The sequence below is a fragment of the Halalkalibacter sp. APA_J-10(15) genome (assembly GCF_023017105.1).
Lineage (GTDB): Bacteria > Bacillota > Bacilli > Bacillales > Bacillaceae_D > Halalkalibacter.
The window spans coordinates 35,960-49,241 of sequence record NZ_JALKEV010000009.1; the positions used below are offsets into that span (position 1 = coordinate 35,960).

The window sequence follows — 13,282 nt, forward strand, 5'->3', positions numbered from 1 at the left end:
TGCGAGACTTTGCCGACAGGCTGAATCCTCATTATTAAAATAATGATTCATATTATGTTAGTCCTATACATCATAAATGTCAGTACTCCACTTGGGTGGCATATCTTTCCCCCAATATACGATACCTAACTCATTATGAGATTCATAATTATCAACCATAGTATGGTAATGAAAGTTAAAATAGTAACCTTGTTTAGGACGCTGATCCCTACGCACGTGAAAACGAAGTATATCTCTTCCTGAATCCCCATTGTATAAATGAATGATTTTTTCTCCAAGGCCTCTTGACGGTTGAGTTGACCATTTTAAAGTTAGCCAGTCATTTGTTGAAAAATCTTTCGTCGTGTTACTGATAACCTCTTTAAACTTCGGTATGATTTCAGATTTGTATTGTTTCGCAATATTGTCTGAAATAGCTGAGCCGAATTTTGTTAACCCCTGTTCAATCGCCTGGTTGGCAATGTAGTCATTTAATAAAAGTGACGATTTGACATCACGGTGAATATAGCAATCTGTTCGTACAGGTAATACATCTGTATACAATTCATAATCATGCTGATCTATTTTATAAATGAGCTTTTCATCAGCTTCATCATGAGTTTTATCTACTTTATCATTTAACTCAGCAGCAATGGCTTGTTGTAAATCAACTGAAGTAGCTAACCCAAATGATAGAAGGACTGATGAAAGAATAAGGCTTCTTTTCATCATTTTAATCACGTGTATGACGTCCTTTCATGAGTTCATTACTTATATTTTCTCATGAATTCTATGAAAGCGCCACATTTTTTTAAAAGAATGAAGATCTATATATTAGGGATGTTGCAACAAAAAACGACAATTGCATTACTATTGCCGTTTTTTGTATTAAACTATTAAGGTAGATTAGAGCTTCCCATCAAATAACGATCACATTCTCTAGCTGCCTCACGTCCTTCATGAATAGCCCAAACGACTAAACTTTGACCTCGGCGATTATCACCAGCTGCAAACACACCAGGAACATTCGTTGAATACTCTCCATATTCAGCATCAATTGTTGATCGACCTGTCGTTTGTAATGATAGCTCTTCGATAATACGTTCCTCTGGACCTGTGAAGCCAACTGCTAGTAAGATTAAATCTGCCTTCCAAACTTTTTCCGTTCCAGGAATAGGAGTACGTACTTTTCGACCACTTGCATCAATTGTTGTATCTACACAAATGGTATGAAGCTCTGTTACTTGGCCATTCTCGTTTCCAACAAATTTAGTTGTGCTCACTTGGTAGCTACGAGGATCCTTCCCATAGACTGCAATGGCTTCCTTTTGACCATCTTCTACTGTATGAACAATAGGAAATAGTGGCCATGGGTTGCCTTCAGATCTTTCATTTGTCTTCTCGCTATTTATGTCAAACTGCGTTATAGACGCAGCGCCATGACGAACTGACGTAGTAATACAGTCTACACCTGTATCTCCTCCACCAATTACAATAACATGTTTGTCTTTAGCAGAAATATAATTGCCATCCTTATGCTCTGAATTAAGCAAGCTTCTTGTATTTTCTGTTAAGAAATCCATGGCAAAATGAATGCCTTTTAAGCTTCGTCCTTCAACTTCAACATCACGAGGCTTGGTAGCACCTGTACAAAGAATAACGGAATCGAATTGATCATGTAATTCTTTAGCAGAAATATCTTTTCCAATTTCAGTATTTGTCTTAAAGGAGATCCCTTCTGCATTTAAAATAGAGATTCTACGTTCGACGATGTCATTAGCTAACTTAACATCTGGAATGCCATATGTTAATAAGCCCCCTATTCGATCCTCGCGTTCAAATACGGTTACTAAATGACCCGCTCTGTTTAATTGCTGAGCGGCAGCTAGTCCAGCTGGACCTGAGCCAACGACTGCTACTTTTTTGCCTGTTCGATTAGAAGGAGGCTGAGGTTTAATCCATCCTTCCTGGAATCCACGCTCTACAATGTGGTATTCGATACTTTTAATTGTGACTGGGTCATCACTAATAGCTACCGTACAGGAGCCTTCACAAGGTGCTGGACAAACACGTCCAGTGAATTCAGGAAAGTTATTTGTTTTATGAAGACGGTCAAGAGCTTCCTTCCATTTACCACGATAAACTAAGTCGTTCCATTCTGGAATTAAATTATAAACTGGACAACCAATTTCACCAGACCCGTCCATTGTTGTACCAGTTTGGCAAAATGGTACACCACAATCCATACAACGTGCACCTTGTTGGCGTAAAGCTGGTTCAGGCATTAAAATTTGGAACTCTTTCCAACTCTTTGTACGTTCAAATGGATCTTTTTTGGTTGGGTTTTCTCTCTTATATTCAAGAAATCCTGTTGGCTTCCCCATCGCATTCACTCCAATCTCTGTCGTTCCCCTTTTTAAAAAGGTAATCATAGAACTATGTTACATGCACATGAGAGCATCGTTGCTTATAAATCCATAAGCAACGAACCTCAACAGAGCACAGGTCGTTCCTTTGTGCTTCACTATCTTTATTTACCACTTACACGCGATTTGTCATTTTTATTTTCATCAAATGCTACCATAACCGCATCAAGTCCAGTTAAACCATCCTGCTTAACACGCTCAATTGCTGCAAGCATTCTTTTGTAATCTTTAGGAATGACTTTAACAAACTTTGAAACTTCATTAGCCCAATTTCCAAGGATGTAAGTAGCATTTTCACTACTTGTATAATTTTGATGATTTTCAAGTAATGTTCTAAGCTCTTCGATATCCTCTTGTGATGAAATAGGTTCTAACAATACCATTTCTTGGTTACAGTGCTCACTAAACGTACCATACGGATCGTATACATAAGCGACTCCACCAGACATCCCGGCAGCGAAGTTTTTCCCAACTTTTCCTAAGTTGACAACAATTCCACCAGTCATGTACTCAAGTCCATGGTCACCGACACCTTCAACAACAACTTTCACACCTGAGTTACGAACAGCAAAACGTTCACCAGCTATACCATTTATATAAGCTTCTCCATTCGTTGCTCCGTAGAAAGTTGTGTTTCCAATTATAATATTATCATCAGACTTTAGATCGGCGTTAGTTGGAGGATATACAATGATCTTACCACCTGATAATCCTTTACCAAGATAATCATTGGCATCTCCTTCAAGACGCATTGTCATCCCTTTTGGCACAAACGCCCCAAAGCTTTGACCAGCAGACCCTTTGAAATCAAACATAATGGTATCTTCAGGTAATCCTTTTGCACCGTATCTTTTACTTATCTCACTTCCAACAATCGTACCGACCACCCGGTCAATATTACGAACAAGGTAGGTACCTTTTACATTTTCTCCATTTAAAATCGCTGGTTGACTGGCAGGCAATAATTCACGCTGATCGAGCGATTGCTCAAGTTGATGATCTTGCTCCTTCGTCTTGTATTGACGCTCTTGTGATTCAGACGCTGGTTTAAATAATAAGTTTGATAAATCAACTTGTTTTGCTTTATCATTTTCAATATTTTTATTTACTTCAAGAAGATCTGTACGCCCGATTAGGTCATCTAACTTATGAATACCTAGTTCAGCCATAATTTCTCGTATTTCTTGAGCGATAAATTTCATGAAGTTTTCTACATGCTCAGGCTTACCCATATATTTTTTACGAAGCTCTGGGTTTTGAGTCGCAATACCTACCGGACATGTGTCCAAATGACAGACACGCATAATAATACATCCTAAGACGACTAGCGGAGCAGTAGAGAAGGCATATTCCTCTGCACCAAGCATTGCCGCAATTGCAACGTCTCGTCCAGTCATTAATTTACCATCCGTTTCTACTGTTACTCGATCACGTAAATTGTTTAACAATAGGGTCTGATGTGTTTCAGCGAGGCCGATTTCCCATGGTAATCCAGTATGTTTAATACTTGTTCTAGCAGCAGCACCTGTACCGCCATCATAACCACTAATAATAATACCGTCTGCTCGACCCTTTGCTACACCAGCTGCAATTGTACCAACACCAGTACCAGCGACAAGCTTAACACTTACCTTTGCTGAAGGATTGGCATTTTTTAAATCATGAATGAGCTCTGCCAAATCTTCAATCGAGTATATGTCATGATGTGGCGGAGGAGAAATAAGCCCTACCCCTGGAGTTGATCCACGGACTTCTGCTACCCAAGGATATACTTTATTACCAGGTAATTGACCACCTTCACCAGGTTTTGCGCCTTGTGCAACCTTGATTTGGATTTCATCTGCATTCACTAAGTAATGGCTCGTTACGCCAAATCGACCAGATGCAACCTGTTTAATTGAACTACGACGCAAATCACCGTTTTCATCACGTGTAAAACGATCTGGATCTTCCCCGCCCTCACCAGTATTGCTTTTTCCACCTAGACGGTTCATAGCAATCGCTAATGTTTCATGAGCCTCTTGTGAGATTGAACCAAAAGACATTGCTCCAGTACGGAATCGTTTCACAATCTCTTCAATGGGCTCTACCTCATCAATTGAAATTGAGTTTTGTCCGTTTTTAAACGTTAATAAGCCACGTAATGTTGTTTGTTCTTTAGACTGTTCATTGATAGTCTTTGAATATTTCTTAAATAATTCATAGTTCGTTGAACGACACGCATTTTGTAGCATATGAATCGTGTGTGGGTTATATTGATGGGGATCACCATTACGGCGCCATTGTAAATCATCCCCTGGATCCAATGCTTTATCCACGCCTTCTTGCTCTGAATAAGCCCTCTTATGTCGTTCGCGTACTTCTTTTTCAATCGTTTCTAAATTAACTCCACCAATACGTGTTGTTGTCCATGTGAAATACTTATCGACAACAGATGGAGAAATTCCAACCGCTTCAAAAATTTGTGCTCCTCTATAACTTTGAATCGTTGAAATACCCATTTTAGAAAGAACCTTCATAATGCCTTTAGCAGCTGCTTTAATGTATTTGTTCACAGCTTCAATATAAGAAATGTCTTCAAGTAATCCGTCTTGAATTAAGCCATCAATAGAATCAAACACAAGGTACGGGTTAACAGCCTCGGCACCATATCCAAGTAAAACAGAGAAATGGTGAACTTCTCTTGGTTCGCCTGATTCTAGTAAAATACTAACGTCCGTGCGTGTTCCTTGACGAATTAAATGGTGATGCAATCCACCTACAGCAAGTAACGCTGGAATTGGTGCGTTATGATTATTTACATCACGATCACTTAAAATTAGTAATGTATGACCGTCTTTAATCGCTTGATCAGCTTTTGTAAATAAAGATTCTAGTGCAGATTCTAACTGATTTTCTTTCGAGCTATCAAAAGTAATCGAAAGGGTGATCGACTTAAAGCCTTCCATTTTATTGTACTTAAGCTTAGCCAATTCCTCATTATTAATAATTGGATACGGTAAATGAATGTGACGACAGCTCTCAGGGTCTGGATTTAAAAGGTCACGCTCTTTACCAATAGTTGTTCCGATTGCTGTAACGACTTCTTCGCGAATAGCATCGATTGGAGGATTCGTCACTTGTGCAAACAACTGCTTAAAATAATTGTATAGTAATTGTGGTTTCTTAGATAATACTGCAAGTGGTGAGTCATACCCCATTGATCCAACTGGATCTACGCCATCCTTGACCATAGGCTGAATCATCTTCGACAATTCCTCATACGTATACCCAAACGCTAATTGACGTAATTCTAATGATTTGAAATCAGTATGATCGACGTGAGCCGTTTCCAATACATCTTCCAATTCTACTAAATGCTGATTGACCCAATCCTTATAAGGCTTTTCTTTTGCCATTTCATTTTTTATTTCTTCATCAGGGATAATACGTCCTTCAACTGTATCAATTAGAAGCATTTGACCTGGATGTAGTCGCTCTTTTGCTAGTACATTTTCAGGCTTCACATCAAGAACACCTACTTCAGATGACATGATAATATAATCATCTTTCGTCACATAATAACGTGATGGACGAAGACCATTACGGTCAAGAGAAGCTCCAATCTGTTTACCATCAGTGAAAACTATTGCTGTAGGACCATCCCAAGGTTCCATTAACGTACTATGGTACTGGTAAAAAGCTTTCTTCTCAGTACTCATATGTGTATCGTTTTGCCATGGTTCAGGAATCATCATCATCGCAGCATGTGTCATAGAACGTCCAGCTAATGATAAAAATTCTAACGTGTTGTCAAACATGGAAGAGTCAGAGCCTTCTTTATCAACAACGGGTAGCACCTTGCTCAAATCTTTGCCAAAAACATCAGAGGTAAACTTCGCTTCTCGTGCGTGCATCCAGTTAACGTTTCCTCTAATTGTATTAATCTCCCCGTTATGAATCATGTAACGATTCGGGTGCGCTCTTTCCCAACTTGGAAATGTATTTGTACTAAAACGCGAATGAACGAGAGCAATGGCAGATTCAAACGCTTGGTCATTTAAATCAAGATAAAATTGATTTACTTGTTCTGTTGTAAGCATTCCTTTATAGACGATAGTACGGCTTGAAAAGCTAGTAAAATAGAACGATTCATGTTCAGCAACCCTTGATCCTATTTCATGTTCTGCACGTTTACGAATGACATAGAGCTGCCTTTCAAAGTCTACTTCTGTCATTTTATAATCATTTTTCTTAATAAATAATTGACGAATAAATGGCATAGCTGCTTTTGCCGCATTACCAAGCATCGAATCATCAACAGGAACAGTGCGCCAGCCTATGAGTTCTTGATTCTCTTCTGCTATGATGGCTTCTAATTCCTTTTCACATGCTCCTCTCGCTTCTTCATCCTGTGGCAAAAATAGCATCCCAACTCCGTACTCACCTTGATTTGGAAGGTTTAATCCACTTTCAATGCAAGTTTTTTTGAAAAAACGATGCGGGATTTGTAGAAGAATACCTGCACCATCTCCTGTGTTTACTTCATCACCTTGACCACCACGATGCTCGAGATTTCGTAGAATGTGAAGAGCATCTTGAACTACTTTATGCGACTGTTTCCCTTTCATGTGAGCTAAAAAGCCGATCCCACAATTGTCATGTTCGAATTGCGGATCATATAAGCCTTGTTTCTTCGGGAATTGTGTGTACCGCATTGGCATCAACCTTTCTCCAAAAAATAAAAACGCAATCAACTCTCCCTTTATTAAATGAGCTAATATACAGGATCATATCATTTTTCTGACATTTCGGCAAATTATTTTTTTTATTCATTTCCATTGAAAGCGATTACTATGTTGCTGCGTTAAAGGGTTTAGTGACTGATTAAATTATGCATATTCCATTTAGTTTTTTTCTCTCTATACATAAAGCATGAATAAATATACAACTATATGCGGGGTGTTTGGCTTTTGGAAAAAGTATATTGGAGAAAGACATTTGTTCAAGTACGAACGATTGATTGGATTTGAAAGTGTAACTTCTGTTTATTGGTTAAAAATAAAATGATTGGAAAACAAACGAAGAGAAAACAAGTCTGATATTGTCATAGTATACCACTAAATTCATCGCCTGTAATTTAGCTTCATTAATTATATGCGTATTCATAAGCTATGAACATTGTCTTAATTGAAAAAATCAATCATAATAGGAAGTGACATACTTTGTTGAATATTAGGAGGAATTTGATGAGTTCCAATAACGAAATGAATCAAGATATGAAGCATAATGATGAAGAATTGGCAAAAGTTCTATCAACACTTGACCAGCTTGGGGAAACTGAACAAAAAGAAGCTGGGGAATCATTAGAGGCTTTAAAACGCCCAGTTAAAGAAATGATGAATGATCAAAATAACACACTCCCTACTAAGCTTCACGAATTGAAAGAAACGGTTAGTCAGTTAGAGCCAACACACCTTAAAGATAGTAAAGCGAAAAAATGGATGAGTAAATTGCTACGCCGTAATCCGATTGAACAATATGCTAAAAAATATCAAACAGTTGAAGCTCAGGTTGAGCAAATTGTTGAAGGGCTTTTAACTGGAAAGGATAAGTTGCAAGAAGATAATGTTATGCTCGAACAGTTGAAAGAAGTAGCTATTGAACGAATTGATAAATTAAACAAACAAATCGAAACAGGTCAAACGTTACAAACGATGTTAAATGAAAAGCTAGAATATGAACAAGATTCTCAAATGATTAATGAAATAAAAAAAGGTCAACTAAAGGTAGTCTCACGAGTTAAAAATATGTCCCAGGCTGTTATGGTTTTGCAACAGTCACTTGCGTCTGTGGATTTAATTAAGGAAAATAACGGAAAATTGGAAGAGGCTATTTTCAATGCTATTACAATGACGAAGAATGTTATTACTGTATCGGCATCGATTCAGATGGCTCTGGCCAATCAACAAAAGGTTATTAATGCGGTTAAAAATGTAAATGAAGCCACGGAATCAATGCTGCTCTCTAACTCTGAACTATTAAAGTCAAATACTGAAGAGACACTAAAGACGATGGAAGAACCAGCTATTGCTCTCGAATCGTTCCGCAAAGCATATGAAAATGTCTTTGAGGCTATTGAACTTACCGAGCAATCAAATGATCGAATTATTCAAACAGGTCAGCAATTTATCACGGAATTAGATCAATTAAACAAAGAGATGAAAACAAAACTTTTACCATAATGAACTGTTGGGCTCTGGAGGTGGTTGAACATGAGAATGATGGAAGAATTACGATCTTTTTTTACACCAGCTCATAAAAAGCCTGTTGAAGAGCATTTAATTCGTGATTCCGCTACAAGACGCTTGATTGAAGATACGGAGGAGCTATTAGTGCGCATTTCGGAAAACAAACCTAAATCAGCTAAGGTCCTTAAACGAAAGCAGCGCGAGTGGTCAATTAAGGTTAAGATGAAGCAACCGACTATTCAAGTAATCATGACTGATACTAAGCATTCAACAGCACCTATTAAGAAGAGAATGACGATAACTTGCTACAGAAAATATATAAAGGCAGTAAATGGCGTTGGAGTTTGCAAGGAAGCCTCGGTACACTATTTAAAGGACGGACGTTCACAAACGCGTTCTATAAAAGATTCACCTTTATTTCAAACACTATTTTATCGAATTCACTATTTGGACTCGGTGTTATCAAATGATATATCAACACTAACGGAAACACCTAAATCATTACTTCAACAGCAGGAGCAACTTTTAAAAACGAGTGATCATAATCAGTTACATTTGCTACTTGATGAAGCGAAAAGGTATAAGCAACTACTCTCAAAGTTTCAAGTGGATCCTTCGATTGAACACCGGTTACAACGTATTTTGGAGCATTCCTCTTTGTTAGCTGATGATTTTATGATGCTTGACTTTGAGGAAAAACACATTGTTCGACGAATGCTTAGAGAAGATATCCCATCTCTGTTACATACGTATATTTCATTAACGACTAAGCATCAACTTGAGCAAAAGGAGAACGTTTATTTAACACTGTTCAAAATGGAGCTGACTCTTATCGACTACAAAGAAAAACTAGAAAAAGAGAGAGTCGCTCGAATGGATCAGCTATTTAAGCTCCAATCAATGCGATATGACCGGAATTCCTAATTCTTTAAGAAAAACGGTGCAGCAGTCATTTCTTCATTGCGTCGTCGTTACAAGGGGTTTAGTTGATCTGAATGTGTTTCCTTTCAGATCAACGTGTAACGAACGTAGCCTATGCTCTTCTCTGAATCAGTCTCCAACTCTCTAAAGGTTTTTACTACTAGCTTTTAAAATTGGATGTACTTATATATATTAATTCTAAAAAAAAGAGAAAGATGTCATGACAAACGAACATCTTTCTCACTGCTCTCTTTTGAATACCATTCTAATATCCTTTGAACGTTCTCATCATCCTGGTCAACAACTGTATATGTCCTCCCAGTAATTGATGAAAGAACTGAAAATTGGATCGAGGCGAGCCTTTTGCGTTTTTGAAAAAAGGAAGTATGACTTTCCATTGATTGGATTTTCTTCTTTTCTGAAATCACCGTTGTTTGTTTTAACCTTCGAAAGCGCAAGCAAATGAAGTCTCCATTCATAGATGTTGCTCCATCGCGGTATTGTAGGTAACCTAAAAGCAGAGAAAGAAGAATGATTAAAATTCCCCAATAGCCGTATGATGTAAAATAACAAGTTATGGCAGTTACGACAATTGGCAGCCATGACATTCTTCTCATAGCACGGAAAATAGCTCGCTTCGGAATGGATATTAATGTATGATTTGTTTCGTAATGTGGTAAAACCTCTGCGAAAATGGCTTGAATCTCTTTAGGACGGATGATTGGTAAAATAACAGTCGAAAGTTGTTCATCCATACTTCCCCCACCGGCGCATTCGACATAGACCGTCGCAAAACCAATCGGTTGTCTTAAAATCGATTTCTCAATTGAAACGGCTGTAACACGATTTAAAGCAATTGTTAATTGGCGTTTTTCGATAATACCACGTGAAATAACTAATTCATTTCCATATTTCTCAATTTTAAAGCTACCGTATTTTAACATATGTGCTCCAATGGATATGAGCCATGCTAGTAAGAAACCAGCAAATAAGAGGAAAAGAAGAAGCCACAGACCACTATCACGAAAGAATGAAAATACTCGATCATAGATTGCTTCAGGGAGGAATTGTTCTACTTGTCCTAATAACACGAGTACAGCTGACAATGTTAATCCAATCCCACTTGAAGTAAGTGCAGAAATCCATAGACGTGAGTTTGTTAAGTGCCATTGAAATTCAGGCTGCTCTTCCGGAGCTGCGTACTCCTTAACTTCTGTTTCGTCTTCTGTTTCATCATTGATCATGTCTTCACTTGTGGTAGTTATGTTATTATTTGTTTCATCACGAAAGCTTTCCTTTAAATATTGTCTAATATTTATTGCCTCTTCTTTTTGAATCGCAAGCAATGATACTTCTGGTTCAGAGCCCCCTCCCGCAGTCTCTACTTTCAGTTTAACGAGCCCAAACAACCGTTGAAACAACCCAGCAGTTATATCGATACTTTGAACTTTATGCTGGTATATAAATCTTTTTTTTCGGATGAAAACCCCGTGTTGAATATATAATTGACCTTCGCTAACGCGATATTTAAAGAAAACCCACCTTAGTAGCCCAGATAATATGGCAACAACTAAAAGAAAAATCCATATGTATTCAAATCGAAAAAAGCCTATCGGGTCTGTCGTTGTACCAATAAATAAACTAATAATAATTGGTAGTAGAAATTCTTTTAAGGCTAATACTGCTGAAATAAAAATGGTTGCAGGGTGCATACGCTTTAATTCAGTCATCTGTTGCCACCGCCGCAAGTGTTGCTATTTGATCTCGTAAATGATCAGCGACTTCTTGAGATAGTGCTGGGATCGTATGAACAGTAGCAGCTGTTGAAATAGTAACAGCCGACAGTTTATACTTCTTCAGTAACGGACCTTGAACGGTATCGACATGCTGGACACGAGTCATTGGAATGAGTGTTCGTTTCATGATAATGACGCCATATTGTAAATCTACTTCCTCTCCTAACACTTCATAGCTCCAGCGCTTCCACTTGATAGGTGGGAAAATTAGCACTGTAAATACCATATGAATAATCCATACAGCAATCAAGACCCATAGAATCCAATTAGGCAAAGAAAAGAAAAATAATAGTACCCCGTACCCAATTGGTACGAGGGCTGTTATAATGCATTGGATAGCAGCTTGTAAACGAAACAAAGGTAATGCTTTCTCTGGTAGTGTTTCGGTTGGTTTTTCCCTCAAGGTTGCTTCCTCCTCTAGTTTACTCCTCATCTTTTATATTAATAATCGTTACACCAAGTTCCTTTAATAAATCTATCACTTGTTTATTTAACGTTCGGTCATATAATAGGCCAACTGAATGTACGACTTCTAACTCTTCTAAATCACCTGATTCGGCGTCTTCAATTAATTCAAGAATATCATCTAAGTTTTGCTTCTTTAATTCATCTAGAATGTCTTGTTTCATCATCGCAATCTACCCTTCATTCTTTCTTGCATCGGTCATTTGCTTCCAAACTGATCCTTTTGCTTCTTGACCACCTTCAATGCGTTCTAGCGCCATTTTCACTTGTAATGCAACTTCAAATTCTTCATCCGCTTCCGCTTTTTTTAATGCAGGAATGGCAGTTTCATTACCTACTTCATATAAAAACATAGCTGCTCTCCATCTAACTAGCTTATTCTTATCTTCCAGCGCTTCAATCATAGCAGGGATTGCTGCATCACTCCCTATATCTGATAAGCAATCACCAGCTGTTCTTCGTACCGTAACGGAAGAATCCTTTAATGCTTTGTATAAGTAGGGCAGAACAGATTCTTTTTCAATCATACCAAAATAAACAGTTGCTAATCGTCTTATAGAAGCTTTTTCATCATCTAAGGCTTTTTCTAGAACAGGAATATCCTTTTCCTTTGGGTCCATTCGTTCTAATACAGCATATCGCTTCTTCCAGTCATCTTCATTTAACATTTCGGGCGTAACTTCGATAAATCGGCTTGCAAACGCCGCTTCTTTTTCAGTTGGATTTCCACTAGCTAGTGCGATTAATGCTTGAAGTCTTTCACTTGAATATGCAGCGGATAACTCATCAGCGACCTCTTTGGCTACTTGATCCAATTCACCATAGCGGACACCCTTCTCTACCCACTTACGCTCTAGTACAACGTTATCTTCTGGTTTCTGGACCTTTGTTACGGCTTCGGTGAATCTATCAGGCAAGCCCTCTCGCTTCTCTTGCTCCCCATCTGTTAATTTAATTTGCATTGGGATGCCCTTAAACATTTGTATGAAAACATTAACTTCACCATAATGTTCATTCACACCTGATTCTTCTGAAGAATCACTTACTTGGTCTTCACCAAATACTTCTCTAACTTTAGGCAAAATTTGTTTCCAATCTTTTTTCGGATGACGGTCAATAGCAATGAAATCCGCTACATGATAGACCCCTTTTACACCATCGATGTCAAATAATTGTTGTATATAACTTGGCGCTTCTTCTTTATTTTTTGCTGTATAAGAATTTCTAGTACTATCGCCCAAGCTTTCGCTTAATGTCAGTTTCATTGTATTCGGGCTAGGTGTAGGTTCAATTGAATGAATGTGCATGTCGAATACCTCCAATTTCCAATTCTTCATTTGGTTTTACTTTATCATACGATTTCTATCAATGCCACCCTTCCGCTCGAACTAACAAAATGATGTTTTAAAAGTATATGTAAAAGGAATGATTTACTGTATACTATTAATAGTCTGTTATAATAGAA

Annotated in this window: 9 protein-coding genes; 2 read left to right on the forward strand and 7 right to left on the reverse strand. The window is 37.9% G+C overall.

Going from position 1 to position 13,282, the window contains the following annotated elements; genetic code table 11:
- Window positions 1-63: 63 nt before the first annotated feature.
- The 3 genes from MW695_RS11805 to gltB all read right to left on the reverse strand — a co-directional run bounded on the left by MW695_RS11805 (window position 64) and on the right by gltB (window position 7,102).
- Complete coding sequence (locus MW695_RS11805; protein WP_247105720.1) at window positions 64-711, reverse strand: YpjP family protein; 648 nt, start codon at window positions 709-711, stop codon at window positions 64-66.
- 164 nt (window positions 712-875) lie between these two features.
- A complete protein-coding gene (locus tag MW695_RS11810; RefSeq protein WP_247105721.1) occupies window positions 876-2,363 on the reverse strand; it encodes a glutamate synthase subunit beta in 1,488 nt (495 codons plus the stop codon).
- Between the two features lie 146 nt (window positions 2,364-2,509).
- Window positions 2,510-7,102 (reverse strand): glutamate synthase large subunit, encoded by a 4,593-nt coding sequence (gltB, locus tag MW695_RS11815; RefSeq protein ID WP_247105722.1) that lies wholly within the window; start codon window positions 7,100-7,102, stop codon window positions 2,510-2,512.
- A 531-nt stretch (window positions 7,103-7,633) separates the two neighbouring features.
- Here gltB and MW695_RS11820 point away from each other — a divergent pair.
- Both MW695_RS11820 and MW695_RS11825 read left to right on the forward strand, forming a co-directional pair.
- On the forward strand, window positions 7,634-8,629 hold the full coding sequence (locus MW695_RS11820) for a toxic anion resistance protein (RefSeq protein WP_247105529.1): 996 nt from the start codon (window positions 7,634-7,636) through the stop codon (window positions 8,627-8,629).
- Window positions 8,630-8,659: 30 nt separating this feature from the next.
- On the forward strand, window positions 8,660-9,559 hold the full coding sequence (locus MW695_RS11825) for a hypothetical protein (RefSeq protein WP_247105530.1): 900 nt from the start codon (window positions 8,660-8,662) through the stop codon (window positions 9,557-9,559).
- A gap of 215 nt (window positions 9,560-9,774) precedes the next feature.
- Here the strand turns inward: MW695_RS11825 and MW695_RS11830 are convergent, their stop codons facing one another.
- The 4 genes from MW695_RS11830 to MW695_RS11845 are packed head-to-tail and all read right to left on the reverse strand — an operon-like array spanning window position 9,775 to window position 13,124.
- Entirely contained in the window at window positions 9,775-11,286 is a 1,512-nt protein-coding gene (locus MW695_RS11830) for a PH domain-containing protein (RefSeq protein WP_247105532.1), read from the reverse strand.
- The gene (locus MW695_RS11835) at window positions 11,279-11,755 is read right to left on the reverse strand and encodes a PH domain-containing protein (RefSeq protein WP_247105533.1); all 477 of its coding nucleotides are present in this window, start codon (window positions 11,753-11,755) and stop codon (window positions 11,279-11,281) included. Before MW695_RS11835 ends, MW695_RS11830 begins: the two co-directional genes overlap by 8 nt.
- A 19-nt stretch (window positions 11,756-11,774) precedes the next feature.
- Window positions 11,775-11,984: a hypothetical protein gene (locus MW695_RS11840; protein WP_247105535.1), complete on the reverse strand. Its 210-nt coding sequence runs from the start codon at window positions 11,982-11,984 to the stop codon at window positions 11,775-11,777.
- Window positions 11,985-11,990: 6 nt separating this feature from the next.
- On the reverse strand, window positions 11,991-13,124 hold the full coding sequence (locus MW695_RS11845) for a conserved virulence factor C family protein (RefSeq protein ID WP_247105536.1): 1,134 nt from the start codon (window positions 13,122-13,124) through the stop codon (window positions 11,991-11,993).
- Between the last annotated feature and the right edge of the window lie 158 nt (window positions 13,125-13,282).

What these genes read in the sequence shown, in the direction of transcription:
- MW695_RS11845 (WP_247105536.1), bottom strand. Translation starts at nt 13,124, where the DNA reads ATGCACATTCATTCAATTGAACCTACACCTAGCCCGAATACAATGAAA.
- MW695_RS11830 (WP_247105532.1), bottom strand. Translation starts at nt 11,286, where the DNA reads ATGACTGAATTAAAGCGTATGCACCCTGCAACCATTTTTATTTCAGCA.
- MW695_RS11840 (WP_247105535.1), bottom strand. Translation starts at nt 11,984, where the DNA reads ATGATGAAACAAGACATTCTAGATGAATTAAAGAAGCAAAACTTAGAT.
- MW695_RS11810 (WP_247105721.1), bottom strand. Translation starts at nt 2,363, where the DNA reads ATGGGGAAGCCAACAGGATTTCTTGAATATAAGAGAGAAAACCCAACC.
- MW695_RS11820 (WP_247105529.1), top strand. Translation starts at nt 7,634, where the DNA reads ATGAGTTCCAATAACGAAATGAATCAAGATATGAAGCATAATGATGAA.
- MW695_RS11825 (WP_247105530.1), top strand. Translation starts at nt 8,660, where the DNA reads ATGAGAATGATGGAAGAATTACGATCTTTTTTTACACCAGCTCATAAA.
- MW695_RS11805 (WP_247105720.1), bottom strand. Translation starts at nt 711, where the DNA reads ATGATGAAAAGAAGCCTTATTCTTTCATCAGTCCTTCTATCATTTGGG.
- gltB (WP_247105722.1), bottom strand. Translation starts at nt 7,102, where the DNA reads ATGCGGTACACACAATTCCCGAAGAAACAAGGCTTATATGATCCGCAA.